Source organism: Herbaspirillum sp. ST 5-3, assembly GCF_004804275.1.
Lineage (GTDB): Bacteria > Pseudomonadota > Gammaproteobacteria > Burkholderiales > Burkholderiaceae_D > Noviherbaspirillum.
In genome coordinates, this window is the sequence record NZ_STGI01000002.1 from 668,948 (window position 1) to 695,306 (window position 26,359).

Annotated in this window: 28 protein-coding genes and 1 tRNA gene; 13 read left to right on the forward strand and 16 right to left on the reverse strand. The window is 61.7% G+C overall.

Annotation, left to right across the window (positions count from 1 at the left end):
- The first annotated feature begins 1 nt into the window (after nucleotide 1).
- Genes E6W33_RS06720 through E6W33_RS06730 form a run of 3 tightly spaced genes read left to right on the forward strand, consistent with a single transcriptional unit; the run spans nucleotide 2 to nucleotide 4,436 of the window.
- Nucleotides 2-1,261 (forward strand): oligosaccharide flippase family protein, encoded by a 1,260-nt coding sequence (locus E6W33_RS06720; protein WP_168798553.1) that lies wholly within the window; start codon nucleotides 2-4, stop codon nucleotides 1,259-1,261.
- Nucleotides 1,249-3,261, forward strand: coding sequence for an asparagine synthase (glutamine-hydrolyzing) (gene asnB, locus E6W33_RS06725; RefSeq protein ID WP_136415600.1), 2,013 nt, complete (start codon nucleotides 1,249-1,251; stop codon nucleotides 3,259-3,261). Before E6W33_RS06720 ends, asnB begins: the two co-directional genes overlap by 13 nt.
- Nucleotides 3,262-3,296: 35 nt before the next feature.
- Nucleotides 3,297-4,436, forward strand: coding sequence for an acyltransferase family protein (locus E6W33_RS06730; RefSeq protein WP_136415602.1), 1,140 nt, complete (start codon nucleotides 3,297-3,299; stop codon nucleotides 4,434-4,436).
- Between the two features lie 130 nt (nucleotides 4,437-4,566).
- Here the strand turns inward: E6W33_RS06730 and E6W33_RS06735 are convergent, their stop codons facing one another.
- The 7 genes from E6W33_RS06735 to E6W33_RS06765 form a co-directional block, all read right to left on the reverse strand.
- Complete coding sequence (locus tag E6W33_RS06735; RefSeq protein ID WP_136415604.1) at nucleotides 4,567-5,325, reverse strand: dihydroorotate dehydrogenase; 759 nt, start codon at nucleotides 5,323-5,325, stop codon at nucleotides 4,567-4,569.
- Nucleotides 5,322-6,431, reverse strand: a complete 1,110-nt coding sequence (gene serC, locus E6W33_RS06740; protein ID WP_136415606.1) for a 3-phosphoserine/phosphohydroxythreonine transaminase — start codon at nucleotides 6,429-6,431, stop codon at nucleotides 5,322-5,324. Before serC ends, E6W33_RS06735 begins: the two co-directional genes overlap by 4 nt.
- A gap of 4 nt (nucleotides 6,432-6,435) precedes the next feature.
- A complete protein-coding gene (locus E6W33_RS06745; RefSeq protein WP_136415608.1) occupies nucleotides 6,436-6,942 on the reverse strand; it encodes a urate hydroxylase PuuD in 507 nt (168 codons plus the stop codon).
- A 102-nt stretch (nucleotides 6,943-7,044) separates the two neighbouring features.
- On the reverse strand, nucleotides 7,045-8,190 hold the full coding sequence (pqqE, locus tag E6W33_RS06750) for a pyrroloquinoline quinone biosynthesis protein PqqE (protein ID WP_136415610.1): 1,146 nt from the start codon (nucleotides 8,188-8,190) through the stop codon (nucleotides 7,045-7,047).
- Nucleotides 8,191-8,358: 168 nt separating this feature from the next.
- The gene (pip, locus tag E6W33_RS06755; RefSeq protein ID WP_136415612.1) at nucleotides 8,359-9,285 is read right to left on the reverse strand and encodes a prolyl aminopeptidase; all 927 of its coding nucleotides are present in this window, start codon (nucleotides 9,283-9,285) and stop codon (nucleotides 8,359-8,361) included.
- A gap of 23 nt (nucleotides 9,286-9,308) precedes the next feature.
- Nucleotides 9,309-9,956, reverse strand: coding sequence for a response regulator transcription factor (locus E6W33_RS06760; protein ID WP_136415614.1), 648 nt, complete (start codon nucleotides 9,954-9,956; stop codon nucleotides 9,309-9,311).
- Nucleotides 9,953-11,347: an ATP-binding protein gene (locus E6W33_RS06765; protein WP_136415616.1), complete on the reverse strand. Its 1,395-nt coding sequence runs from the start codon at nucleotides 11,345-11,347 to the stop codon at nucleotides 9,953-9,955. Before E6W33_RS06765 ends, E6W33_RS06760 begins: the two co-directional genes overlap by 4 nt.
- 268 nt (nucleotides 11,348-11,615) lie before the next feature.
- Here E6W33_RS06765 and pqqB point away from each other — a divergent pair, with 268 nt between their 5' ends.
- The 7 genes from pqqB to E6W33_RS06805 all read left to right on the forward strand — a co-directional run bounded on the left by pqqB (nucleotide 11,616) and on the right by E6W33_RS06805 (nucleotide 17,440).
- Nucleotides 11,616-12,542: a pyrroloquinoline quinone biosynthesis protein PqqB gene (gene pqqB / locus E6W33_RS06770; RefSeq protein ID WP_136415618.1), complete on the forward strand. Its 927-nt coding sequence runs from the start codon at nucleotides 11,616-11,618 to the stop codon at nucleotides 12,540-12,542.
- Between the two features lie 2 nt (nucleotides 12,543-12,544).
- Entirely contained in the window at nucleotides 12,545-13,297 is a 753-nt protein-coding gene (pqqC, locus tag E6W33_RS06775; RefSeq protein WP_136415775.1) for a pyrroloquinoline-quinone synthase PqqC, read from the forward strand.
- A 242-nt stretch (nucleotides 13,298-13,539) separates the two neighbouring features.
- On the forward strand, nucleotides 13,540-13,836 hold the full coding sequence (gene pqqD, locus E6W33_RS06785; protein WP_136415620.1) for a pyrroloquinoline quinone biosynthesis peptide chaperone PqqD: 297 nt from the start codon (nucleotides 13,540-13,542) through the stop codon (nucleotides 13,834-13,836).
- Between the two features lie 149 nt (nucleotides 13,837-13,985).
- Complete coding sequence (locus E6W33_RS06790) at nucleotides 13,986-14,516, forward strand: hypothetical protein (RefSeq protein WP_136415622.1); 531 nt, start codon at nucleotides 13,986-13,988, stop codon at nucleotides 14,514-14,516.
- A gap of 545 nt (nucleotides 14,517-15,061) precedes the next feature.
- Nucleotides 15,062-15,277 (forward strand): hypothetical protein, encoded by a 216-nt coding sequence (locus E6W33_RS06795; protein WP_136415624.1) that lies wholly within the window; start codon nucleotides 15,062-15,064, stop codon nucleotides 15,275-15,277.
- Nucleotides 15,278-15,453: 176 nt separating this feature from the next.
- A complete protein-coding gene (locus E6W33_RS06800; RefSeq protein ID WP_136415626.1) occupies nucleotides 15,454-16,434 on the forward strand; it encodes a nitronate monooxygenase in 981 nt (326 codons plus the stop codon).
- Nucleotides 16,435-16,723: 289 nt separating this feature from the next.
- Nucleotides 16,724-17,440 carry a universal stress protein gene (locus E6W33_RS06805; RefSeq protein WP_136415628.1) on the forward strand — a complete coding sequence of 239 codons (717 nt, stop codon included), beginning with the start codon at nucleotides 16,724-16,726 and terminating at the stop codon, nucleotides 17,438-17,440.
- A 63-nt stretch (nucleotides 17,441-17,503) separates the two neighbouring features.
- Here the strand turns inward: E6W33_RS06805 and E6W33_RS06810 are convergent, their stop codons facing one another.
- Together E6W33_RS06810 and E6W33_RS06815 are read right to left on the reverse strand one after the other, a co-directional pair.
- The gene (locus E6W33_RS06810) at nucleotides 17,504-18,157 is read right to left on the reverse strand and encodes a nitroreductase family protein (protein WP_348983150.1); all 654 of its coding nucleotides are present in this window, start codon (nucleotides 18,155-18,157) and stop codon (nucleotides 17,504-17,506) included.
- 190 nt (nucleotides 18,158-18,347) lie between these two features.
- Nucleotides 18,348-18,701, reverse strand: a complete 354-nt coding sequence (locus E6W33_RS06815; protein ID WP_136415632.1) for a CzcE family metal-binding protein — start codon at nucleotides 18,699-18,701, stop codon at nucleotides 18,348-18,350.
- A 185-nt stretch (nucleotides 18,702-18,886) separates the two neighbouring features.
- Between E6W33_RS06815 and E6W33_RS06820 the strand changes: the two genes are divergently transcribed.
- A complete protein-coding gene (locus tag E6W33_RS06820; protein ID WP_136415634.1) occupies nucleotides 18,887-19,735 on the forward strand; it encodes a 3-hydroxybutyryl-CoA dehydrogenase in 849 nt (282 codons plus the stop codon).
- A gap of 42 nt (nucleotides 19,736-19,777) precedes the next feature.
- Here the strand turns inward: E6W33_RS06820 and E6W33_RS06825 are convergent, their stop codons facing one another.
- Nucleotides 19,778-19,975 (reverse strand): DUF3079 domain-containing protein, encoded by a 198-nt coding sequence (locus E6W33_RS06825; protein WP_136415636.1) that lies wholly within the window; start codon nucleotides 19,973-19,975, stop codon nucleotides 19,778-19,780.
- A gap of 196 nt (nucleotides 19,976-20,171) precedes the next feature.
- Nucleotides 20,172-20,861, reverse strand: a complete 690-nt coding sequence (locus E6W33_RS06830; protein WP_136415638.1) for a DUF4197 domain-containing protein — start codon at nucleotides 20,859-20,861, stop codon at nucleotides 20,172-20,174.
- 242 nt (nucleotides 20,862-21,103) lie between these two features.
- Between E6W33_RS06830 and E6W33_RS06835 the strand changes: the two genes are divergently transcribed.
- Nucleotides 21,104-22,069, forward strand: coding sequence for a formylglycine-generating enzyme family protein (locus tag E6W33_RS06835; RefSeq protein WP_247869554.1), 966 nt, complete (start codon nucleotides 21,104-21,106; stop codon nucleotides 22,067-22,069).
- 52 nt (nucleotides 22,070-22,121) lie between these two features.
- On the opposite strand, the gene E6W33_RS06840 is transcribed toward E6W33_RS06835, so the two are convergent.
- The 5 genes from E6W33_RS06840 to E6W33_RS06860 form a co-directional block, all read right to left on the reverse strand.
- Nucleotides 22,122-22,358, reverse strand: a complete 237-nt coding sequence (locus E6W33_RS06840) for a hypothetical protein (RefSeq protein WP_136415642.1) — start codon at nucleotides 22,356-22,358, stop codon at nucleotides 22,122-22,124.
- Nucleotides 22,359-22,465: 107 nt separating this feature from the next.
- A tRNA-Thr gene (locus tag E6W33_RS06845) sits at nucleotides 22,466-22,541 on the reverse strand.
- A 121-nt stretch (nucleotides 22,542-22,662) separates the two neighbouring features.
- On the reverse strand, nucleotides 22,663-23,838 hold the full coding sequence (locus E6W33_RS06850; protein WP_247869545.1) for an HPP family protein: 1,176 nt from the start codon (nucleotides 23,836-23,838) through the stop codon (nucleotides 22,663-22,665).
- Between the two features lie 161 nt (nucleotides 23,839-23,999).
- Complete coding sequence (locus E6W33_RS06855) at nucleotides 24,000-24,278, reverse strand: hypothetical protein (RefSeq protein WP_136415645.1); 279 nt, start codon at nucleotides 24,276-24,278, stop codon at nucleotides 24,000-24,002.
- Nucleotides 24,279-24,334: 56 nt separating this feature from the next.
- Complete coding sequence (locus tag E6W33_RS06860) at nucleotides 24,335-24,967, reverse strand: hypothetical protein (RefSeq protein WP_136415647.1); 633 nt, start codon at nucleotides 24,965-24,967, stop codon at nucleotides 24,335-24,337.
- A 313-nt stretch (nucleotides 24,968-25,280) separates the two neighbouring features.
- On the opposite strand from E6W33_RS06860, the gene E6W33_RS06865 reads away from it, so the two are divergent.
- Nucleotides 25,281-26,297, forward strand: a complete 1,017-nt coding sequence (locus tag E6W33_RS06865; RefSeq protein WP_136415650.1) for an SDR family oxidoreductase — start codon at nucleotides 25,281-25,283, stop codon at nucleotides 26,295-26,297.
- Nucleotides 26,298-26,359: the final 62 nt, after the last annotated feature.

Below are 26,359 nucleotides of genomic sequence, written 5' to 3' on the forward strand. Positions count from 1 at the left end.
CATGTCCGATCAAGTCCATTCGCGGAAATCCTTTCTGAACCATACGCTGGTCAACGCTGGCGGCATCGCTGCCGGGCAACTGATCGTGCTGCTGGCCACGCCCGTCCTGGCTCGCAGGTACACGCCCGCCGAATTCGGCGTGTATGCCAGCCTGGTTGCCGTCTGCGGCGTGATCGCCACTGGCGCTGCGCTGCGCTTCGACAAGGCCCTGCCGGCAACGCAGGATGGGGAAATTCCGTCCACGTACCGCCTCGGTTTGCTGGCATGCGTGGCGAGCCTTCTGCTTGGCGCGTTCGCGGTCGGACTCGGCGCGCAGCGTTACCTGCCGTGGCCACAGCCGCTGGCGTCAATGGCCCTGGCCATGCTTTGCGTCGCGAGCGGCGCCTTGCAGGCGCTGATGGCGATGTCCGCCGCGGTCCTGGTGCGGCGCGGCGCATTTCTTCCGCTCGCATTCCTGCGGATGACGCAGCCCGCATGCTTCGTCACGGCGGCGCTGCTGCCCGTGCCTGGCGGCTTGCCGGTCGCATTCACGATCGGGCTGGTCGCGGCCGTCTTGTCGGGCCTCGCCTTTTCCTTGCGCGAGCTGGTGGCATCGGCACGGGTCCGCGCAAAAGCGGTTGCCCGCAAATACTGGGAATACCCGGTGGTTTCACTGCCGATGGCGGTGCTCGATACCCTGACGCTTTCCCTGCCGCTCTTGTTCATCGTGCAGCACTACGGCGACGCGGCCGGCGGGAACTACTCGCAGGTGCAAAGGCTTGCCGCCGCGCCCTTGCTGTTGTTGGCCAATGCCATTTCGCAGGTGTTTTACAAGCACGCCGGCGACGTGGCACGGGCCGGGCAATCGCCGCGCGCGCTGATGTGGCGGACGGTGCGCGACCTGGTGCTGGCCGGAGCGGCGATCATTGCGTTCGTCGCGCTGGCCGGCGAGCCGGTGCTGTCGTTGTTCCTCGGCAAGGGATGGCGCACCGATTCACACTACCTGCTGCTGGTGCTGTTGCCGGCCGTCTTCCGCGTAAGCGTCTCGCCGATCACGTCGATCTTCCTCGTCATGGAACAGGTCAGGTTCGGCGCGCTGTGGCAGGTGATCTATGCCGCAGCGACATGGGGCGTGCTGAGCTTTGCCAGCGGACGCTCCTCGCTGGACGACCTGCTGCTGGCGGTGCTGCTCAACGAACTGGTCTTGTACGGACTGTATTTGTGGATGGCCGATATTGCCGTCCGCCGAGGTGAAAGGAAAGCAATTCAATGTGCGGCATAAGCGGATTTCTGTCGAGCCGGGCAATTCCTGCCGAACCGGTCGTCCGGATGAACGACCTGATCCGGCATCGCGGCCCGGATGACGAAGGTTTTGTATTGTTCCAGTCGCCGGTGTCGCAACCACTTGTCTGCGGCGGCGCCGACACGCCTCGGGACGGCTACGCGGCCGCACTTGCGTGGTCGCCGGAGCGCAGGATTGCGGAGTGCAGGGAAACACCGGTCACGCTCGCATTGGGCCATCGCCGCCTGGCAATCGTCGACCTCAGTCCGGGTGGCCATCAACCGATGTGCACGCCCGATCGGCGCTACTGGATCGTGTACAACGGTGAAATCTACAACCATATCGAGCTGCGCGCGGAACTGGAGGCGCTCGGCTACCGCTTTCAGTCGCATTCGGACACCGAAGTGGTGCTGGCTGCCTATGCTGCATGGGGCCCGGAGTGCCTGCGTCGCTTCAATGGCATGTGGGCTTTCGCGCTCTACGATGTCGCGAAGCAGGCCTTGTTCCTGGCGCGTGACCGCTTCGGCATCAAGCCCTTGTACTACTGGGTCGCACCGGACGGCAGTTTCTGCTTTGCCTCGGAGATCAAGCAGTTCACGGCCTTTCCCGGCTGGTCGGCATCGCTCAATCCGGACGCCGCCTATGACTATCTTGTGTGGGGGTTGATCGACCACACGCATCAAACCCTGTTCTCGCGGGTGCATCAACTCAGGCCCGGGCATTTCATGTACCTCGACATCTCCCGCATCGTCGCCGACACCCAGGGCAGGGTTGACTCGACCCAGTGGTACGAGCTGCAGGCAGCGCGCTTCGACGGCACCTTCGCGGATGCGGCCCAGATGTTCCGGGAGCGATTTACCGATGCGGTGCGCCTGCACCTGCGTGCCGATGTCCCGGTAGGATCCTGTCTGTCGGGCGGGCTGGATTCCTCATCCATTGTCTGCGTGGTGAACCGTTTGCTGCGCGAGCAGGATGCGACGCAACTGCAGATGAGTTTTTCCGCGTGCGCCGAAGACAAGCGCGTCGACGAGAGCGCGTGGATAGATGAAGTGGTGCGCGCGACCGGCGTGCAGGCGCACTACGTATGCCCCGCGATCGACAAGCTGTTTCATGAATTGCCGCTCATCACCTGGCATCAGGACGAGCCTTTCAGCTCCACCAGCATCTATGCGCAATGGAACGTATTCCGTCTCGCCGCCAGGAATAACGTGAAGGTGATGCTGGACGGGCAGGGCGCCGATGAGCAACTGGCCGGCTACCATATGTATTTCGGCCCGCGCTTTGCCGCGTTGTTGCGCGCCGGCCGCTTGCTGCATCTGTGGCAGGAAATCCAGCTGACCAAGCGCGCGCACGGCTATTCCGAGCTGCGCGCGATGATGTACATGGCCAACGTGCTGCTGCCGGAAGTCATCAAGCAGCCATTGCGTGCATTTGCGGGACGTGCGTACAGCAAGCCGTCCTGGCTCAACATCGATGCCCTCGGCGTGGTACCGAGCGATCCGCTGACGCGACCGGGCATCGACATGGATAGCATCCACAACATGTCGCGCGCGCAGCTCACCGCCACCAACCTGCAGATGCTGCTGCATTGGGAAGACCGCGATTCCATGGCGCACTCGGTCGAGTCGCGGGTTCCCTTCCTGGACTACCGCCTCGTCGAATTCGTGCTTGGGCTGCCCGATGAATTCAAGCTGTCCGGTGGCGTCACCAAGCGTGTGCAGCGCACAGGGATGAGCGGCATCCTGCCCCCACGGATTCGTGACCGCGTGGACAAGATCGGCTTCGCGACGCCGGAAGAAGTCTGGCTGCGCCAGCGTGTTCCGAATCTGTTCAGGACACGGATGCGGCGCGCCGTGCAGGCGGCGGATGGGCTGTTTTCGCCCGCGTGCTTCGACATGCTCGAAGATATCATCGACGGAAAGAAGCCTTTCAGTCACATGCCATGGCGCGTAATCAATTTCGGCGAATGGATCAATACGTTTTCGGTTTCAATAAAGTGATACAGGATCCACCTTCACCAGCATAAGGAGGCGTTATGTCCCCAGGAATGCAGAGCGAAGCAAAGCCGGATGGGCGCTACTCCCGCCGGCAAAACCCGCGGCAGGGCGAAGGGAGGCGCGGGCCTGACCTCGATCGCGTCGAATGGGTCGATTATGCCAAGGGGATCTGCATCATCCTGGTGGTGACGCTCTACGCGACGCATCACGTGCATCAGCTGACGCATGCGACCGGCTGGATGCAGCACGTGGTCGATTTCGCCCAGCCGTTCCGCATGCCGGACTTCTTCCTGATTTCAGGTCTGTTCGTCTCGCGCGTCATTGATCGGCCATTGCGATCCTACATCGACACGAAGATCCTGCATTTCGTTTATTTCTACGCGCTCTGGGTCACGTTCCGTTTTACCTATACCGACCTGCGCCATGTGCTCGACGCGGACAAGCTCGCTGTCCTGTCCGGCTATCTCCACCTGTATGTGCAACCACCTGACGGGCCGCTCTGGTTCATTTACATCCTGTCACTCTTTTTTCTTGCAGTCAGGCTCTTGCGTCGTGTTCCCGCGCCGCTGGTGCTGGCTGGCGCGGCCGCTCTGCAGGTGGCGAATTTCAATACAGGGCTGCTCCTGTTCGACAAATTCACCCACTATTTCGTCTTCTTCTATTCGGGGCACGTCTTCGCTCGCCATGTGCTTGGCGCCGCGGCCTGGGCGCAATCCCATGCTGTCGCAACCGTCGCAACGCTCGCCGTATGGTTCCTTGTCAACTGGACGCTGGTCGACCACGGGTTTGCCATGCGGCCGGGGGTATCACTGCTGATGGGGTACGCCGGCGCATTCGCCGTGCTGCTGCTCGCTACGCTGCTGTCCCGCGTGCGATGGACGCACTGGCTGCGGTACCTCGGCCAGCATTCCATTGTAGTGTACCTCGGGTTCGTCCTCCCTCTCGCATTGATGCGGGGACTGATCAGCAAACGTCTCATCATCCACGATATCGGCAACCTTGCGCTGACGGTTACGGTCGTGTCCGTTGCCGGCGCCATGATGCTGTACTGGATGGTGCGCAATACGCCGCTCCGCTTCCTGTTTGCAAGGCCGGTGTGGGCCGCAATCCAGGCCAGGCCTGTATCCTTGCCACGACCGGCGGGCGAGCGGGCGACGCTGAACCAGGCGGGGGAGTAGGGCACAGGAATCAAATCTGGTTGCCGAACGGCGGCCACACAATCCTCACTGCAGCGATCGATGCGATCACATTGCCTGGCTGACCCGGATGGCCCCGGCCAGGCGCTTCCAGCGTCTTGTGCGATTTCAACTACGCAAATTGTCGCCCTGACTCCGGAGAGCGCACCAGTGCAGGCAGACATGCCGCACCGAGTTCCGTAAAGATCCTGTGCACTTGCACGCCGTCTGCCCCGGCCGCATAGGCTGCCTGCGCGTCCTCGGCATTTCGTATGCCGCCCACTGCAACAAGACCGGCCCTGCCGCGCAATCGATCAGCCAGCAGTCGCAGTCGATCAAGCCGGCGAACGCTCTCAGGAAGCACCGCGATGATCGCGTCGAAACCTTCGGCGACCGCCGCCTCTGCCAGGACAAGCGGAAACGCGTCTTGAACACCAAGTGGCATCTTGAGCACGAGTGGGACATGGCACCCCTGTTCTGATTGACGCACGTCAGCGACAGTTTGAAAGGCATGTTGGAGCAGCGGCAGGTGCGCGGCGTTGAGCAAGGATTGATAGCGACGGGCACTCAGATTGAAGCAGACGTAATCGGCAATATCTCGCGCGCCACGCAATCCTGAAGCCCACTCGTCGGGAAGAGCGGATGGCGGGACGCCGCTGCTCATGCCTATGCCGATCCCGATACGTGGTTTGACAGTCAGGTCCGCCGAGAATGCCGCGAGGCGTGAGACCAGCGCGGCGAGGCCGGGATTGCCGCCTTCCTCCGGCCGCGGCGTGACGGTGCCGAATTCCACGCTGTCGAAGCCTGCGGCAAGCAATTCGGCTGCGCGGCTGCCATCCTTGTCGATGCCGCCGGCCAGTCCCAGCCGGCACGGCCATGATCGCTTGTTCATCCCTTGCACCTACTGAATTCGGCCATGAAGTCGACCAGGGCGGTTACGCCAGCCAAGGGCATGGCGTTGTAGAGGCTCGCCCGCAGGCCGCCCACATGACGATGGCCGCGCAGATTTATCAAGCCGGCCTTTTCCACATCGATCAGGAAGCGTTCGGTCAGGCTGTCGTCGGCAAGGTGGAAACGCACATTCGTCATCGAGCGATGCGCGGGGACGATCGGCGCGGTGTAGAAGCCATCGCTGCTGTCGATCGCTCGATACAGCAGGTCGGCCTTGCGCCGGTTGGCTTCTGCCATGGCGGACAGTCCACCTGATTCCGCAATCCATTCGAAGACCAGCGCCGCGAGATAAATCGCCATGACGGGCGGCGTGTTCAGACATCCATCCTGCTCGGCCTGCAGGCGATAGCAAAGCGGTGATGGCGCCGACTGCGCGGGACGCCGCAGCAGGTCCTCGCGCACAATGACGACGGTCATGCCGGACGGCCCGATGTTCTTCTGCGCACTGGCGTAGACGAGACCGAAGCGCGAGATATCGAGAGGCTCTGCGAGAAAACTGGAAGTGGTGTCCGCCACCAGCGGAACCTCACCCGTGTCGGGCCATGCGGGATAGGCAAGGCCGTCCACGGTCTCGTTTGCAGTGATGTGGCAGTAGGCGCAGCCCTGCGGCAAACGCCAGTTGTCCACGATCGGAGCGGCGAGGACTTCGCTTCCGTTGTGTCTGGCGACCACGCTGACTTCCGCAAAGCGCGCTGCTTCCTGCATGGCGCGTCGCGACCAGTAGCCCGAGTCCGCATAGGCTGCGGTTCGCAGGCCGGATGCCGGATCGAGGAGATTCATCGGGACCGCGGAAAACTGGTGCATGGCACCGCCGGCCAGGAAAAGCACGCGATAGTTGGAAGGAATGTCGAGCAGTTGCGTCAGACGCTCGCGCGCCGACTCCAGCACTGCACGAACGGCGTTGCCGGTGAACGGCCGCTCGATGGCTGCTGCGCCATCCGCGCCGCGCCGGAACAAGATATCGCCCGCGCGCGCCAGGACGGCGTCCGGCAACCGGGCGGGCCCGGACGCGAAATTCCACACCGTGCCGGATGAAGAAAGCGTCATCGTCTCATCCCGCCAGCACACCGCCATGGGAACCGCCGGCCATGAAGAACAACAGCGGAATCGACAACATGGTATTGGTACGCGAAGACAAATGCGTGATCCGCGAGCAGCGCAGCCGCTCTTCCACCGTGGCCGGTTTCAGACCGAGGACCTTTTGCTGATGCGGCCAGAGCACCAGCCATACATTGGCCATCATCAGCGTGCCGATATAAGCGCCGATACCGATGGGCGCCAGCGCGCCCTGCAATTCGAGCGCGCCGCCCAGCCAGCCGCGCTGCCAGAGCATCAGGATGCCGGCGCACCAGGCGACGACAGAGGCCCAGCGGAAGAAGCCATGCTCGCGGTTCAGCAGTGCCTGGAAGCGCGGGCTCTGGTCGTCGATCAGGTCGGCGGCGGTCAGCGGCTGCCAGGACGGTCGCTGCACAACGCTCGAATAGTTGTGCCCGACCCAGATGATGCCAGCGATGAAATGTGTCCAGCGCAGCAGGAGATCGAAGGGAATGCTGTCCATGATGCTTCATCCCGCAAGCAGCCGGACCAGTGCGGCGAGCAATGTCGTCAGCATCACGCCGAGCAGTATCGTGCCGGTCGCTGTGTCGTAGGGGTGGCGCATTCAATCCTCCATGAAGGAGGTGGACACCGCGGCGCTGGTGCGCTTGAGCAGCGGCTTGCGAAAACGCAGCGGGCGCACGACGTTCTTGACCGTGTCCTGCACGATGTGGTGATGCGGCGAGCGGCTGCAGGCCGGATCGGTGTTGGTCGGATCGCCGGTCAGCAGGAAGGCCTGGCAGCGGCAGCCGCCGAAATCCTTTTCCTTTTCGGAACAGGAGCTGCATGGCTCGGGCAGCCAGTCGAGGCCGCGGTACTTGCGGAACAGCGGCGATTCATGCCAGAGCCAGGACAGCGGTTTGTCGCGCACCGACTGGAAGTCCAGCCCCGGGATCACGCGCGCTTCCTGGCAGGGCATGGCCACACCGTCCGGTGCGATGGTCAGGTGGATCGCACCCCAGCCGTTCATGCAGGCTTTCGGGCGGCCTTCGTAGTAATCGGGAATGACGAAATAGATCGTCATGCTGTCGCCCAGCTTCTTGCGCCAGCGTTGCACGGTGGCTTCCGCTTCGCGCACTTCCTCCAGGCTGGGCATCAGTTCCTCGCGGTTGACCAGCGCCCAGTTGTAGTACTGCAGGTTGGCGAACTCGATGTACTCGACGCCGATCGACGAGGCGAACTCGCACATGGCATCGATGTCGCGGATATTCTGCTTGCAGACCGGCATGTTCATCACCATCGGAAATCCGTGCGCCTTGATCAGGCGAGCGGCCTCCAGTTTGAGGGCATGCGCCCTGGCGCCGACCAGTTCATCGGTCAGTGCCGCCTTGGTCGATTGCAGCGACAGCTGCACCTGCTTGAGGCCGGCTTCCTTCAAGGCGATCATGCGCGCTTCGGTGAGGCCGATGCCGGAGGTGATGAGATTGGTGTAGTAGCCGAGGCCGTCGGCATAGGCGACCAGCTCTTCGAGGTCCTCGCGCAGCAGCGGTTCGCCGCCGGTGAAGCCGAGTTGCAGCGCGCCCAGCTCGCGGCCCTCGCGCAGTACCCGTTTCCATTCCTCCGTTGCCAGCTCGTGTTGCGCATAGTCCTTGAAGTTCAGCGGGTTGTTGCACCACGGGCATTTCAAGGGGCAGCGGTAAGTCAGTTCCAGTGTCAGCCACAGCGGCTTGCCGTCGCCGTCCAGGCTGACGCCGCGCGATTCCTTCGGCATGATTGCGTCCTTTCGTCTCCATCGCAGCGGTGCGGAAAGCCCGCTGTCTTGCATGTATTGTGGATTGGCGTGGAAGCCGGCGCGACGAGAAGGCGCGGAGATAGCCGTGGTGCTTTTATCGGCTTAGGCCTCGTGATTTTCTGGAGGCCGGATTGGCAGACCCTTAGCTCAGAAATCGGCAGATACCGCAACGGAGGCCAGCGCCGCGATGCATACGGCGGCCATGTCGGCGGCAAGCGCGTTGTGCCCGCCGGCCTCGACATGGCGCAGTACCGCATGCGGCAGCGCGCGCTGCAGGTGCTCGGCGGCGCGCGGCGGACAGACTGTATCGCGGCGGCCCTGCACGATGCAGACGGGTAGATTGCGCAAGCGCGAACACGAGGCGAGCACCTCGGCCACATCGGAGAAGCAGGCGTGGGCGAGGTAATGCGCCTGGATCATGGTCTTGGCGAGACGCCGTGCATCCGGCACGTCCGACAGCGGCGGTTCGCCCATCAGCGCGCGTTCGTAGTCGAGCCAGCGGCGGGCCGCGGCGGTATCGCCGGCCAGCAGGCGTGACGTGTAGGCGCGCAGCAGGTCGCCGCGCTCCTCCTCGGGAATGCCGTCGGCGAGTGCCTTCCATGCGTGCGGCGCGGCGCCTTCGGCATCGGTTACGTAGCGCCGCAATTCCTCGTCGGAGCCGAGGAAGATGCCGCGCAATACGAGCCCGGCGACACGCGACGGATGCTGTCCGGCGTAGACGAGTGCCAGCAGGCTGCCCCAGGAGCCGCCGAAGACGATCCAGCGTTCGATGCCGAGCGCTGTGCGGATGCGCTCGATATCCTCGACAAGATGCGCGGTCGTGTTGCACCTCAGGCCAGAAAGGGGTGTGCTTCGACCGCAACCGCGCTGGTCGAACAGAACCGCGCGAAAGCGCGCCGGGTCGAAGAATCGGCGGTGTTCGGTGGAACAGCCGCTGCCGGGGCCGCCATGCAGAAACACCACCGGTATGCCGTCCTGTCGCCCGCACTCTTCCACATGCAGGACATGTCCGTCGCCGACCGGCAGTTGTTGCGTGCGGTACGGCGTCGTCGGCGGAAAGAGTGGGTCGGGCATCACGGCAGGGCGATGTGCGCGGCTTACGCCTCCATCAAGCCGGAGCGCATCGCGATCACCGCAAGTTCGGCCGCATTGCTCGCATTGAGCTTTTGCTTGATGTGGTACAGGTGCGTTCCGACGGTGCTCGCGCTCAGATGGAAATCCTGCGCGACCTGGTTGACGGAACGTCCCTGCGCCAGTTGCAGGAAGACAGTGAATTCCTTCTCCGTCAGCGTATCGGCAGGATGCGCGGTTCCTGAAATCTGCGCGAGGGCGACCTGCTGCGCAAGTTCCGGGTCGAGATAGCGCCGCTGCTGGCTGACTTGGCGCACCGCCTGCAGGAACTCGTCGGGAAGGCAGCGTTTGCACAGGTAGCCGATGGCGCCGGCCTTGAGCGCGCGCACCGGGATGAGCGCGTCCTGGTGTGCGGACAGCATCAGCACACGCGCACCGGGATGGCGTGCCGACAGGCGTTCGAGCGCGGCAAGTCCGCCGATGCCCGGCATCGATACGTCCATCACCAGTACGTCCGGCGCCAGCTCGCCATAGAGGCGCAAGGCCTCTTCGCCGCTGCCGGCTTCGCCGGTCACGACCGCACCAGCACCTTCCAGTAACAGGCGAAACCCCATGCGCACGATGGCATGGTCGTCGGCGAGCAGGATCTTCAGGCCGGAAAGGGATGTGCTCATGTTGTTTGCTCCACGGGATGGTTTTTCGTGACAGGCAGGCGTACGCACAGGCGCGTGCCGCCGCCGGCCGAGGTATCGAACCGGAGTTCTCCTGCCAGGGCGACGGCGCGCTCGCGCATGCCGGCCAGGCCGAGGCCGCAGCCGGCCGATGATGTCGGCGCGCCCAGACCGCGGCCATTATCGGCAAGGACCAGTTCCAGCCAGCCGCCGTCGCCGGTTTCAAGCCGCCGCAGGGAAATCTCCACCCGCGTCGCCGCCGCATGGCGCACCACGTTCGTCAATCCTTCCTGCGTGATGCGGACAATCGCCTCGATGACGCTGTCGCTGACTGGTTCGTTGCCGCCGGCAAGCTGCATGCCGAGACGGATATCCGGATAGTGCCGCTGCCAGGCCTGCAGGTAGCGTCCCAGCGCGTCATCCACGCTGGCGCCATGGCTGCCCTGTTGCGGGCGCAGGCGATGCAGGATGGTGCGCACGCCGTCCTGCATCTGGCTGGTGACGGCGACGATACTTTGCGCCGGGGCATGCAGTGCCGGCTGGCCGGCGGTGCGCTGCGCGATCGCGCCGGCGAGGGCGCGTACGGCGGTGATGCCCTGCGCCAGCTCATCATGCAGTTCGCGGGCGATGCTGCGGCGGTCGGCTTCGATCCGGGCCTGCAGGCGTTCATTCAGTTCCCTCTCGCTGCCGAGACGCACGTTGTCATTGACCGCTTCCACGAGACGGTCCGCCATGCCGTTGAATGCCTTTGCGAGGCGGCCGAGTTCCGGCTCGGGGAAGACCGGCAGGCGGGTATCGAAGCAGCCGCGCCCGGTGCGGTCCAGTGCTGCCATCACCTGCCCGAGCGGACGAAGCGCGCGGTCGAGCGCATGGCGGACCGTGAGGAACAGCGCGGCAAGCAGGACGGCGGCCCAGCCTGCCATCGCGCAGAGATCGTCCCAGGCGTCCAGCGTCGCGCGCGAGGCATCCGGATGGAGTATCAGCGCCAGTTCGCCCGCGTCGATGCGGCGCGTGGCGAAGCCGGTCTCGACTATGGCGGCAAACCAGCCGGGAGCGGCGCGGCCAGCCTTGTAGGTTGGGCGCGGCGACAGGTAGCGGCGCGCGCCGGTGGCATCGACGACCTCCAGCGCATTGGCGCGGATCCGGCCCACGGCCCGCAGGTGCGCGAGCAGTTGCTCGCTGCTCAATCCGCCTTGCCGGGCATGCAGTTCGCGCGCCGAGACGGTCAGCCATTGTTCGGCGACGCGCGTGGCGGCTTCCACTTCCTCGTGGATGCCATCCCGCGTCTGCTTCAGCCACAGGCTCCCCAGCGCCAGCACGAGCGCGGCGGCGAGGGCCGTCAGCACAAGGCTGATGCGCGTGTGCAGGCGCATTTCATCCAGTCGCAACGTCATGGCGGCACTCACTCCTGATGGGATCCCGGGACCCGGCCCTTCCATCAACGCAAATTTCGAGCCAAGCCCGGGAAGGGGCGAGCGTGCAGTGCTGATACTGCGCACCGCAAGTCGTCAATCCATTACGCAACACCTGTCACTGTCCAGAAATCGAACAAGCTGTACCAAAGTGGAACACTCACCTTGATGGCCAACTCCAGAAAACCATGATGGCGTTTTCGTAAATCCCGGTACGCGGCGCGTTGGCCGCCGCGCCCATACTGAACGCATGAAACTGCTTGTACTTGGATCTGCAGCGGGCGGCGGCTTCCCGCAATGGAATTGCAACTGCCGCAATTGTGACGGCGTGCGCAAGGGGACGGTGCGCGCGCTGCCGCGCACCCAGTCGTCGATCGCGGTCAGCACGGATGGCCGCGATTGGGTGCTGTTCAACGCCTCGCCGGACATCCATGCCCAGATCCGCGCCAATCCTTGCCTGCAGCCGGGCAGGGGGCTGCGCGATACCGGTATCGCGGGCGTGGTCCTGATCGACGCCCAGATTGACCACACCACCGGCCTCTTCATGCTGCGCGAAGGCAGGCCGCTCGATATCTGGTGCACGCCGCAGGTTTGCGAAGATCTGAGCACCGGCAACCCGATCTTCAATGTGCTGTCGCACTTCTGCACGGTGCGCTGGCAGCCGCTGCAGGTGACGCCGCCGGTCGCCTTCACCGTGCCCGCCGCGCCGGGACTGCGCTTCACTCCCGTGCCGCTGGCCAGCAAGGCTCCGCCTTATTCGCCGCACCGGCACGACGCGCATGCCGGCGACAACATCGGCGTGCTGATCGAGGAAATCGCCACTGGAAAAAGAATCTTCTACGCGCCCGGTTTCGGCGCCATGGAGGACCATCTGGAACCCTGTATCGGCGATGCGGACTGCATCCTGCTTGACGGCACCTTCTGGACCGATGACGAAATGATCCGCATGGGCCTGTCCGCCAACACCGCGCGCGGCATCGGGCACCTGCCCCAGAGCGGACCGGGCGGGATGATGGCCTTGCTGTCGCGCTACCGCAAACCGCGCAAGGTGCTTATTCATATCAATAACACCAATCCGATCCTGGACGAGGACTCGCCGGAACGCGCCGAACTGACGCGCGCCGGAATCGAGGTGGCGTGGGACGGCATGCTGATCGACACGGGAGACAAGCAATGAAGATGAATGACATGCGGCCATGGACCGATGAGGAATTCGAAGCCCGCCTGCGTGCCATGGGCGAGCGCTACCATATCCATCATCCCTTCCAGGTGATGATGCACCGCGGCCAGCTCAGCCGCGAACAGATCCAGGGCTGGGTGGCGAATCGCTACTATTATCAGATCAACATTCCCATCAAGGACGCGGCGATTCTTGCCAACTGCCCGGAACGCGAAGTGCGTCGTCATTGGGTGCAACGCATTCTCGACCATGACGGCTTCAATGGAGAGGATGGCGGCATCGAGGCCTGGATCCGGCTCGGCGAGGCAGTGGGTATGTCGCGCGAGACGATCGTGTCGCAGAAGCTGGTGCTCCCCGGCGTGCGCTTCGCCGTTGACGCCTATGTGAACTTCGCTCGCCAGCGCCCCTGGCAGGAAGCGGCAGCGGCGTCGTTGACAGAATTGTTCGCTCCGACCATCCATCAGTCCCGCCTCGACTTCTGGCCGAAATACTATCCATGGATCGAGCCGGAAGGTTACGACTATTTCCGCCGCCGCCTGAGCGAAGCGCCGCGCGACGTCGTCAACGGACTGCGCATCACGCTCGGACACTTCACTACGCGCGAGTTGCAGGAGCGTGCTTTGAATATCCTGCAATTCAAGCTCGATATCCTCTGGTCCATGCTTGATGCGATGCTGCTGGCGTATGCCGATGTGCAGATCGAGGGCTGGGGTGCGTATAGACCGATGGGGGCGGGCACTACCCAATCATGATTTTCATGAGCGGCTTCTGGCAAAAGCATGCTGTTGCGTGCCGGCGTGAATGCCGATAATCAGTCAAGGGGCGGCATGTCGCCGCCTCATTCAACAAAGGAGACTTGCCATGACTTGGGAAACCCCCGCTTTCTGTGAAATTCGCCTCGGCTTCGAGGTAACCGCCTACGTCTACGTGCGCTGAGCGGCCTCCGGGCGGCGGACGAGTGACCCTTCCGCCCGGCGCCGCAGCCCCTGCTGCCATGACCAACACTGCACCAGAAACCTCAACGAGCGGCCACGCCTGTCCGAGGCTGTCGCCGCACTTCGTCTTCCGCTGGGAGAACAGCCAGAATGCCTACATCCTGCTGTATCCGGAAGGCCTGATCAAACTCAATCCGTCCGCCGGCGAGATCCTGAAGCGCTGTGACGGCAAGCAAAGTGTCGACGCCATCATCGCCGACCTCCAGTCGGCATTTTCCGACGCTACCGGCGAAGTCGCCGAAGGCGCGCGTTCCTTCATCGACATCGCACGCACCAAAGGCTGGCTGCGCTGCTGATTTTCCGGCGGCGGCCATGCCGCCTGCCGGACAACTGCGGCCATGTCTGGCAAGAATGGCTTCTACAGTCAATCAATAAATGTTGCAGGACTGAAAACTGTCCATATCATTGGCGTTTTACGCTGGGAAATTAAAACCACTTGACACTCTTGAGCACAATCCTGAAGCGGCCGCTGTCGATCGTGATGATCTCTCTTTTCCTCTGCGCTTGCGGCGGCGGTGGCAAGGACACGCCTTCAGGAGCGGATACCGTATTAACGCAGCCGACAACAACAGCGGTATCAAGCACGAATCCAAAGGCGACATTCGTCGACACGCAAACGTTTTCGTTCAAGCTTGCAATCAACCCAGGTACGTTCACTACGATCCCGGAGAGGACCATCAGCTTTTACAATCTCTTGCTGACCGGGCTCGGCAGGTCTTATTCGATCGCCACGCAGGAAGAGTTGAACGCCTTTAATCAGAAAGTGCCCGCCAGTCAGATGCTGTCACTGGATGACCTCGGAACGTATACCTATTTCCTTGTCAGCATTCCCGGCTGCAGCGAGTTCCTTGAATACGCGAGCAGCACCTACGGAGACGGGACCTTTGCGGTGTCCTTCAATCATTTCAGACTACCTGACTCTACGTGCCTGGGTGTGATGGTTGACTCGTACTACGTTTTTAGAGCGAGGAAATAAGCTTTTTTCAACGGCGAGGAATTGACTGTTTTGACAGTAAAGCGCAGCCAACGGATTTGTCGAGGCCGATCCTGTTTGTCCTGTCGGTGACCGGGCATCGCCAGGACAATTCTTTCTATTGGAAGCGGCGTTCATCCTCGCATGTTGCAATCTGCAGACAGACACGCAAGATCAGTTTACGGGGCAAATCCGCGCTGCTATTGTTTCGTTGACGCACCACTTCCTTCCGTTTCTGCCCCATTTGCATCGCCATGCTATTCCGTGATCTCGCCGACATTGCACTTCGTGCCACTCTAGCCTCAATCGCTGTGACAGGCATCGCTATTCTGCTCGCGAACTATTCCGGTTTTTGATGTCGCTGCGGTTCAGGCCGAACGTGTCGCCTGTCGCTTCAGAAATTTCCTTGTTGATCCGATGTGTCGATCTCGCTGACGGAGACGCCGCTCAGGATGAGGTCGCCGGCATTCCGCATGGCCATGTGAAGAACGTCGCCGGCTGATCGCGCCAACGTCGGAACGCAAGCGCGCCCGACTTCATCCAATGTCTTGTCCAGAGTCGGACGCCATGTTCCCGGTCGGCGTCCTGTCGATCAATGCCGTAGCGAACAATGGTTCAACCGCCGGCCCGACGCGGCAAGCCGGTGGCATGATGGACGCTTCGCCACCCTGATGGATGTGGTCGAGCACTACAACACAACCAAACAACTCGCCCTCAGCGACCAGGACAAGCGCGACCTGGTTGAATACCTGAAGTCCTTGTAGCGGCGATGCAGCGTTGAGGATCAGAAACCGGCTGAACGCGCCGCGCAGCGCGGTAAGCCGGTCTTCAGCGCGACATCTCGTTTCTTGTCAAAATGATGACCGGACAAGCAAGCTTTCCGATAATTCGACAGGGCGGTTTTCAGCGTGCCTCATTCAACTTGACCAAGGAAAGATCAATGGCAAAGTTCTCGAACAGATTGACCCGTGCGCTGAACATTCAGCATCCGATCATCTCCGCGCCAATGGCCTTTGCTGCGGGCGGTGCGCTCGCTGCCGCCGTCAGCAGGGCCGGGGGACTCGGTCTGATCGGCGGTGGATACGGAGATCCGGCCTGGCTGGAGGATCAGTTTACCGCCGCCGCGGGCCAGCGGGTTGGTGTGGGATTCATTACGTGGTCGTTACGCAAGTCGCCTTCCTTGTTGACCGATGTGCTGCGACACCGGCCGGCAGCGGTCATGCTGTCCTTTGGCGATCCGCGTCCCTTTGTCGATGAAATTCGGGATGCGGGCGCGGCCCTGATCTGCCAGTGCCAGAACATGGAGCATGTGATGGACGCAGTCGATGTGGGTGTCGACGTCGTCGTGGCGCAAGCCGCGGAAGCAGGCGGTCATGGATCTCTCCGGGGCGCATTGAGCTTCGTTCCGGAAGCCGCCGATTACCTTGCGCAGCATGCGCCGGATACCTGCCTGCTTGCCGCAGGCGGCATTGCGGATGGGCGCGGACTGGCTGCTGCCATCATGCTCGGTGCGGACGGCGTCCTGGCCGGAACGCGTTTTTGGGCTACCAGGGAAGCACTGGTGGGCGAACGCCACCATCAAGCCATTGTCGATACGGATGGGGATGGCACCCTGCGCACGCGGATCCCGGACATCGCCCGCCAGATCCCCTGGCCACAGGGATTCACCGCGCGTATCCGTCGCAATGCATTCACCGAGCGCTGGCACGGCCGTGAAGATTTGCTGGAAAAGAACGTCGCCGTGGAGGGGCCTCGTTACCGACAGGCCTTTGCAGAAGGTGACCCGGACAACACGGCCGTCTGGTTCGGCGAGGCTGCGGGTCTGATCCATGCCATTGAGCCGGCGGCCGTGATCGTCGAACGGATGGTGGACGAAGCGGCTGATCGTCTTGCGCGTCATGGAGGCGTGACGGTTTCCTGATTCAATGAAACCGTTCCGGCGCAGACGTACCCTTGAATCCCAAGCATTTTCTTTTGAGCACAACAATCGACTTCTTGACCTGGATCACCCGAATTCGCCAGACGTAGTCATAGCATCTTGCATATAGAGCCGAATTTTTCTCAAGGCCCTGCGGAGATCGCCATGGACCGCGCAACGTTTGTCGTTTACATCAATTCCTCGCGTCATATGCGCGATCGCGTTCGCGTGGCGGCGCAACTTGCGGCGAGTATCGGCGCACACCTTGTCGGGGTGGCTTCGACATTGATGGATGAATCTCCCTTACATGAATTGCGTCGGCAGCGAAGCCGCATCTGTGTTGACCGCTTACCTCGAGCGTGTTCGGGAGAAGGCGGCGGCCGATCTTGAAGTATTCGAGAGCATCGCCCGCAGCAACGGCGTCAGCTCGTATGAAAAGCGTATTATCGAAGCCGACCCGGGCATGGCGCTCTGTCTTCAGGGACGCTACAGCGACTTGCTGATTGTCGGGCAAGTCGATCCGGACGATCCGCTCGACGAGCCGCGCAATCTTCCGGAATATGTTCTTGTCAATGCAGGACGGCCGCTTGTGATCTGTCCGCATTCCACGCGTCCGGAGACGATTGGAAGACGCTGTGTTGTGGCATGGGATGGAAGCATGGAGGCGTCGCGCGCGATCACTGGCGCCATGCCATTTCTGCGCAATGCAGGCCAGGTGCTATTGAGCGTGATCGATCCGAAGATCGGGGAAGGCGCGCACGGGCAAGAGCCGGGAGCGGACATGGCGCTCTTTCTTGCGCGGCACGGCATCAGGCTGGAGGTCGCCAGTATGCGCACTGGTGAACGGATCGACGTCGGTGAAGCCCTGTTGGACCAAGTGTCGCGCTTTGGCGCCGATTTGCTGGTGATGGGCGGCTATGGGCATTCGCGCTTTCGCGAAATCGTGCTTGGCGGCGTGACCGCAACCATCTTCCGGTCCATGACCTGTCCCGTTCTCATGGCGCATTGACGCGGCGGCATTGGCCGATATGAAATCGGGTTGGCCGAATGGCCGCGCACTGTGTTCAAGGCTTCATTGCGTGCCGCCGGGATAGCCAACAGGATAGCCGACGGTCTGCGACAGCAATACCTGTTGATCGTGTGTCAGGCCAAGTGCGTCGGCGATCGCCGACCGATCGATCCAGGCGCGGATCACCGTTGCCAGGCCATTGCTGGCGGCGAACAGGTACACGTTCTGCGCAATCGCGCCGGCCGCGGCGTAAGCGAAGGCTTCGCGTTGTCCTGCCGGCACCATGCTCATCCGCCGATGGTCGGCAACATACACCAGATCCAGCGGCGCCTCATCCACGAAATCCTGATATCCGGTCACGCGCCGCACGTCGCTCCCCGACACCAGATGCAAGGCATGCGCCGTGGGGTCGTATTGATAGGCGCCGCCGGGCAGTGCCACGAACACGTCTATCTCCTGGGCGTTCAGCGCGGAAGGTGCGGTGCGGAAGCCATCCGGACGGTTCACGCCATAGGCTGCCCAAAGCAGTCCGGAAAGCAGGGGTAGGGTCAGGGCATCTCGTGCAAATTCACGCGTCGACCGGCGCTCCGCCAGCGCTTCCATCAATGGGAGGCCGCCATGTTTCACCGGCGGCGGCAGCGCAATGGAGGCTGTCGATTCCCCGAGGGCAGGTTTGGGCCGCAGCTTGCCCATCATTCCGAGTGCCAGTTTGGTCATGGTCGCCATCGCCGTCCTTTGCTCGATCCCGGATCGCACGCACACATGGATCAAGGCTATTCTGATGCGCTACCGGCATCTTGACAGTGCTCAACGTTGAACGTGAGGCGCGTCTATCGAGTTGTCGGACAAGGACGGACATCTTCACGCGTTGCTCCCAGGTCGCTGAAGACATCGAGTCGCGCTTCGCTTACTTCGCTCCGCCGCTGTCGAAACCATCCGCGCCAAAGTACCGAGGGTCGGGCGCGACATAAGCCTCCACCGGACGGTCCAGCACGCCGGGTGGCGCCACGCGGCTCAGGTCAAAGGAATTGACGGTGCGCGCCACGTTGAAGGTCCAGGCAAACGCTTTGTCACCCACGACGAATTTGACGGTGTCGCCGCCGGTGACATTGACCCACCTGGTGCCGGGTTGGATCGTGATGGTTTGTGTGGCAGCCGTCAACGGCGCGGGATCGCCAAAGAGTGCCGTCATTTGTTCGGGGCTCTTGTGCGCGCATGCAGACAGGAAAAGCACCGTTGCGCAGGTGAATAGCCGCTTCATACGCATCCCCTTCGATTGACCACCTGATTTCGACACCGGTACGCGATTTCGGTTCGGCGCGCATGATGCCGCGGCGCATCGAATAGTTTGAGCGGCGCAGAATGTAAAATGCTGCCGAATCCTCTCCGTTATACGGGGATGCGCATTTTCAGTACAACGCATTTCATCCAATCAAAGGGAACATCATGGGCATTCAAACGATAGGTATCGTCGGCGCCGGACAAATGGGAAGCGGCATCGCGCAAGTATGTACATTGGCGGGCATGAACGTCATCATGCGTGACATCAACGACGCGGCCGTGCAACGCGGGATCGCCGGCATTTCGTCGCTGCTCGAACGTGCAGTCAACAAGGCAAAGATGACTTCCGAAGAGATGAGCGCGGCGCTCGGGCGGATCAGCGGCACCACCGAACTGAGCCAGCTTGCCAAGGCCGATTTCATCATCGAGGCGGCGACGGAAAACCTGGAGCTCAAGCTGCGCATCCTGAAGGAAATCGATGCGCTGGCCAAGCCCGGAACCATCATCGCGACCAATACCTCGTCGATATCGATTACCAAGCTGGCGGCGGCCATGTCGCGTCCGCAGCAATTTGTCGGGATGCACTTCTTCAATCCGGTGCCGGTGATGGCGCTGGTGGAAGTCATTCGGGGTATTCAGACCAGCGACGAGACGGTTGCCGTGACCGAGGAGCTCGCGAAGAAGACCGGCAAGACGCCGATCCTTGTGAAGAATTCGCCCGGTTTCGTAGTCAACCGCATCCTTGTGCCGATGATTAATGAGGCGGTGTTCGTGCTGCAGGAAGGGATTGCCAGCGCCGAGGAAATCGATGCCGGCATGAAGCTGGGCGCGAATCATCCGATCGGGCCGCTGGCGCTGGCCGACCTCATCGGACTTGATACTTGCCTGGCGGTGATGGAGGTGTTCTATCGCGATTTCAACGATCCGAAGTACCGTCCCGCACCACTGCTGAAGGAAATGGTCGATGCCGGTTTCCTCGGCAGAAAGACCAAGCGCGGTTTCTATCGGTACTGATCGGCTGCATTGCCGGCCGGGTGGGACAACGAGGGATGGCGCTTATTCCCCGGACTGCTCGGCCGGTTGTTCTTCCGCGTCGAGGCCCCATTCTTGCCAGTCCTCGCCGAACAATTCAACCGGATGCTGGGTGCGTTCCGAACCGTTCCCGCACGCCAGCGAACCGACCGGGCAGAACTTGTCGCAGCCCCAGCAGATGCGCTCGGGATGTTTCGGGTTGACGGGAAATTTCTTTGCCATGTCGGGTGCCTGCTACAGAGAGTGCGGCTGGCCGAATGTCTTGGCATCAGTCGCGGAATGAAGCTGTCCTGCATCGCGATGCGTGATGGAGCATACTTTACCATAAGATTCATCTTAAATGCATCTTTTTGGGCGAACTGCCGCCGCCGAGATGCGATCGCCGGCATCTCCTGATACCGGGGCGCGAATCCTGAGCTCAGTGCAGCGCGCCGAACACCTTGCTGATGATCTTGCTGCCGGTTCCGATCGGATCACGGCGAATCGCCTTTTCTTCCTCGGCGATCATCGTATACAGGCCGTCAAGCGCGCGCTGCGTCACATAATCTTCCACGGTCGCTTGTTGCCGCGCCACGCCGAGTTTGGAGACCTGGCCCATCGCCCCGTTGTATTTGGCGGAGAGATCGGCACGATCCGTGATCTTCTTCACAATTGGCAAAAACTTTTGCGTGAGCGGTGCCGAGGTCTTGGCGCGGAAGAAGTCGGTGACCGAGGTATCGCCGCCCGTCAGTATCTGTTTGGCGTCGGCCACTGACATCGAATGGATGGCATCGAGCAGCAGGGGTTTGGCCATCGGCACGGCCGCTTCGGCGGCGTGGTTCATCGCGACCACCAGTTCATCGAGCTGTTCGCCGCGCCCCGTCATTTTCATGACCGGACGCGCCTTCTCCAGGATCGGCGGCAGCTGGATCTTGACCTTTTCATTGTTGAGGAAACCATTCGGGACGCCGAGTTTGCCGACTGCCGACACCGCGCCTTTTTCGAGTGCCGCCTTCAAGCCGCTGGTGGCATCCTGATTGGACAAATCATCCAGGGAAACTGCCATCGCGCCGGACGCGCACAAACACAAGCTGATCAGCAAGGACTTTGCGAGAGGAAACATTGACATGGCCACTCCTCTGTTCACTGTTGATAAATGTTTATCAACAGTCTAGGTCGGACCGAGGCATTTTGCTAATGGCAATGCCGTTGCGCAAGCATGCTTGTTCGCTGTGCCGATTCATTCCCGCAAGTAAGGAAATGCTAAGATAAATCCGTGTTTCGTGGCGGTCTTCTTTTGCCGCCTGCCCAATCCACTCTCTCGGATCTACCATGTATACACGGCCGACGATCTTCCTGTTCGCGTTTCTGATGGCTTCTTCCGCAGGGGCGGGCGCGCCGCCCTCGACGCCACAGGAAGCGATCAGGAATTCGCTGGACATGAAGTTTGTCCTGGTTCCGGCCGGCGAATTCATGATGGGCAGCGATGAGTCGCCGGCCGCGCTTTCCAGGGATTATCCGCAATACGACTCGCAGCGCTTTCTGCTTCTGGCCGACGAAGCGCCGGTGCACAAGGTGCGCATCACCAAAGCGTTTTACATGGGGCAGTACGAGGTGACGGTCGGCCAGTTCAGGCGCTTTTTGCAGGAGTCGGGCTACAAGCCGGAGTCGGTGGCGGATGGTACCGGCGGCTACGGATTCAACCGCGAGTACGATCCGGCCAAGTCCGAGCGCGGCGATGCCTTCGAGGGGCGCAATCCGAAGTATTCATGGAGCAATCCGGGCTTTGCGCAAGGAGAGGATCATCCAGTGGTGAACGTGACCTGGAACGACGCGACGGCCATGGCGAAGTGGCTGAGCGAGCGCGAAGGAAAGCATTATCGCTTGCCGACGGAAGCGGAATGGGAATATGCGGCACGCGCCGGGACGCGCACGCGCTACTACAGCGGGGATGACCCGCAGTCGCTGGTCAGGATCGCCAATACCTTCGACGCCGACACGAAGAAAGACTGGCCCAAGTGGGAAGCCTTTGCGCTGGCGGGACATGACGGATTCGAATTCACTGCCCCGGTGGGCAGCTTTGCGCCGAACGCCTTCGGCCTGTACGACATGCTCGGCAACGCGTGGGAGTGGTGCGCGGACTGGCATGCCGACGACTATTACGTCCGCTCGCCGGTGAATGATCCGCAGGGACCGGAGTCGGGCTCGGTGCGGGTGCGGCGCGGAGGATCGTGGCACACCTGGTCCTTCTATGCACGATCCTCGTATCGCAACTGGAATACACCGCAGACGCGCTATACCCTGGTCGGCATGCGCCTGGTGCGCGAAGCGGACTAAGGCGCCGCGCAGAAATAACTTGCACAAGTTATCCCTGCACGGCGCCTAAGCGTCACTTTCCGGGGCTTGACTTCGGTTCAGGCTCGAAGGCAAAGCGGGGTTTCTGTTCTTCCGGCGTCGGGCGGCGATCTGCGTACTCCTGCTCCTCAACCACATCGACATACTGGCTGCCGTCGAGCGGTTTGCCGGCGTAGGGATTTCCGATAAACGGGCTATGCACGGTATAGGCGGACGTCTGTTGAGTCCCGCGGTTCGCCGCACCCGGTGAGGGTTTGGTCTTCCGTTTCATGATGAGCTCCTTGTAAGAACTGATCTTTAGATACCGAAACACCATCACGGTTCGACCGATATTTGCATCAATGAAAAAGGGCCTGTCGCAAGACAGGCCCTTGATGATGGTGCCGGCTGAAGGATTCGAACCTCCCACCTGATGATTACAAATCAACTGCTCTGCCGAATGAGCTAAGCCGGCGCTTTTTTGTGCGGAACTAGACTCATCGTACTTATCGCTCAGGCATCAATATTGAGCCTGCATAAGCTTCTTTCGCGCCAGGAGTGGTTTTCAGCGGCATGGTTTGCGTACGGGCAAGCGCTTACGCCGCTTCGGCCGTGTCCGACAGTCGGCCGCGATACAGCGCGGCAATCAGGTCGGATTGGGTCACCATGCCGGCCAGCCGCCGTTCGCGATCGATGATCGGGATGTGGTGCAGTCCGATATCCGACAGCAAGGGCACCAGGTCGACGATGTGCATGTCGCTGCGCGCGGTACGCGGCGTGCGCGTCATGATCTGCCCGACCACTTCCGGTTTGTTCGAATGGGTGTGCGCGGTGCGCCGGATGAACTGGCGCAATTTGTCGTCGAAACCCCGGTAGACGTCGAGATTGGCGTTTTTCATGAAATCGACGAAGGTCACGATGCCGATCAGGCGGCGTGCGCGGTCGACCACCGGCAGCGCCTTGACCTTGTGCTTGCGCAGCAGCGACCAGGCTTCTTCGAGTTCGGTGCCGAACTCCACCGTGACCACGTCGCGCGACATGATGTCGGCACAGGTGATCTCGCCGAAGCGGCGGCGATAGGCGTGCATCTCGGTCTGCAGGAACAGCGACTCCAGGTCATCGCGGCTGATGTCCAGCACCTCGTTGTATTGCTTGAGCACTTCGTCCAGATCGGCAGGCGTAAAGCCGAGGCGGTCGCGCGGCAGGGCGTCCTTGGTGCCGTGCGTATTGCTGTGATCGGGATGCGCGAGATGCGGATAGCGATGGCGCGTGGCGTTGTTGAAAACGAGCGCGACCAGCAGCAGCAAGAAAGAGTTCAGTCCCACCGGGGCCAGTACGAAATCGAAGCCCGCGGCCCGGACCGCCGGCCCGCCGATCACAGCGCTCATGGCGATGGCGCCTCCGGGCGGATGCAGGCAGCGCAGGGCAAACATGGCGGCGATCGCGAGCGGCATGGCGAGGGCGCCCGCCATCAAGGGATCATCGATCAGCCGCGCGCAAGCCACGCCAACGATCGCGGAGACGATATTCCCGCCGACGATGGACCAGGGTTGCGCCAGCGGACTGGCTGGCAATGCAAACAGCAGGACGGCGGATGCGCCGATCGGTGCGACCAGCGCGAGCGCCGCACCCGGCCCGAGGACCAGCCGGCTTATTGCGCCGGTGAGGACAATGCCGATCATGGCGCCACAGCAGGCGCGCAGGCGCTCCGCGCCATTGGTTGCCAGCGGACTGGGCAAATAGGCGCGAAGCCGGTGCAAAACCTTTCTCAATTGTTATTACTCCAAGGGAACGCTTGCTGGTGTTGCCAGCGAGGCAAAAAGCTGGGCAGTTTACACCGATCTTTCCTTTCTCGTTTGAAAGGGGGCCAATGGGTAAATGTTGCGCGAACGGCAAGCGGAAATCGCTGCAAAATCGCTGCGAAATCGCCGGCCTACGCCTTCAGATAGCGCTTGACGCCGTCGCTCTTGAGAACGTCACCCCAGGACTCGATGCGGTAAATGTCGCCGACCTTGTGCAGGACGACGCCGAACTGTTCGCGCAGGCGCTGGATATCGGCGTCCACGGTTTCCTTGTCATGGCTGGTCAGATCGGCAATGGCCGAGACGGTCGGACGTTCGAGCAGGTCGATGGCGGACAGGAGGACGAAGAGGCGACGCGCGTCGTGGTCGGGGTATTGCGGTACGCCGAATTGATTTGTGGGATAGCTCATCGTACGCCTCGTGTTGTTCTGGATCGCAATGGCCGCGATCGCCGATTTCGGGTTCGCTATTTCTTCCGGTCGCGCAAGGCGGCCTTGAATGCCTCGGTTTGCTCCTTGGCCGCGTGGCGGCTGATCACTTGCAGGCTGACCAGGATCGCCATGGCGCCTTCCACGCGGCCGAGTGCCTTCTCCTCATCGAGATGGTCCAATGCCGTTTCCGTACGTTCCACCAGTTTGCGATAGGCCTCGTGCAAGGCGCCATAAGCCCGGTTGGTGATGACGACATGCGCAAGGTCGGCAATTTCCTTCGGGCTCTTTGAATAATATTCCACCAATTCCTGTATGCGCTTCGCGCGTGGATGCGCCAAGGCAAGATCATTGGAAATCGCCTGCGCCAGCGCGGCAGCCGATTCGGTCGGGGAACTGCCGTGCCGTCCCAGATGCGCCAGGCTGAACCCATGCGTCTGCAAACTGATGATCAGCTTTTCGATGGCGTTGAAGATGCGCAGTTCCGCGACATCGCGATCATGCGGCGCAAGGCTGTCCACGCCGGCCATCAGGTGAGAGGAAAGCCACTGCTCGAAAGGCGGCGGCGTGGTGGCGGCATTGGCATGCAACCACTCGATGCACATTTTCTTGTATTCATCCGACAGGACGCGGTATTCCTCGTCGTTGAGTTCGACATTGATTGTTGGCATGACTTGCCTTGTGGCTATGGGGACAGGCTCCATTCTGATGCATTCATGATCGGTTTGGTTTCTGTTTCGTCCCGGCGGGTGTATTGTGAATCATGCATGCGCATGTTCAGGATTGATTTGTCCGGCGTGCTTGTCAAGCATGCGAGGCGGAAAGCCCTGTCTTCTGCAAACCCTGTGTCGTGCAAAAACGTGCACCTGATGGGTAAAAATTTCAGATTGATCACTGCTCCTTCACGGCTTGTACTGCGTGGCAACGTCGTTTCGGGAGCAGGCATGCTTTTCGCTGAGAGGAATCATGGAAAGGAGCTTCCAGATGAAGATTCGCCTCAAGAAAGTCTCGGACCAGATTATCGTCATTACCGGTGCGACCAGCGGCATCGGATTGACCACCGCGCGTCAGGCTGCGGAACGCGGCGCAAAAATCGTCCTCGTGGCGCGCAATGAGGATGCGCTCAAGCAGTTGACCTTCGAGCTGTCGAAAAAGGGGAGCGAAGCGATTTACGTCGTGGCCGATGTCGGCATCGAGGAGGACGTGCGCAGGGTGGCGCAGGCCGCCATCGAGCGCTTCGGCGGTTTCGATACCTGGGTAAACAACGCCGGCGTGGCGATTTTCGGGCGCAACGAAGATGTTTCCGTCGAGGATCAGCACCGACTGTTTCAGACCAATTTCTGGGGCGTGGTATATGGTTCGCTGATCGCGGCCGAACACCTGAAGCAGCGGGGCGGGGCACTGATCAATCTGGGCAGCGAAGTCTCCGATTGCGCGCTGCCGCTGCAGGGCATCTATTCGGCCTCCAAGCATGCGGTCAAGGGTTTTACCGACTCGCTGCGCATGGAGCTGGAGGCGGAACAAGCGCCGGTCGCGGTCACGCTGATTAAGCCGGCCGCGGTCGACACCATGTTCGTCGAGCACGCGAAGAATTATCTGGAAGTCGAGCCGCGCCTGCCGCCGCCAGTGTACGCACCGGAAGTGGTCGCGAATGCAATCCTGCATGCCGCCGAGCACGTCGAACGCGATATCTTCGTTGGCGCCGCGGCGAAGCTGATTTCGTCCACGGCGTACTACGCGCCGCGGATGCTGGACCGCTACATGCGGAGATTTCTTCTCAAGCAGCAGAAATCCGACATGCCGGCGCGAAATCGCGCCCAGCACAGCCTTTACGGGCCGGGGCCGGATCTTCTGGAGCGGCCGGGTTACCGGGGCGGCGTGCTGGAATCCAGCCTGTACACCAAGGCTGCGACCCACCCGAAAACCGCAATGTCGCTCTTGCTGGGTGCGGGAATTGCCCTGATGGCCTTATGGCGCCTGCGTCAAAGGCCGGCCGTCTGAATACTTGTTCCGGTCGTGACGGACGCACATTCGGCTATCGTGCCGACAGCGCGCTTTCTTGA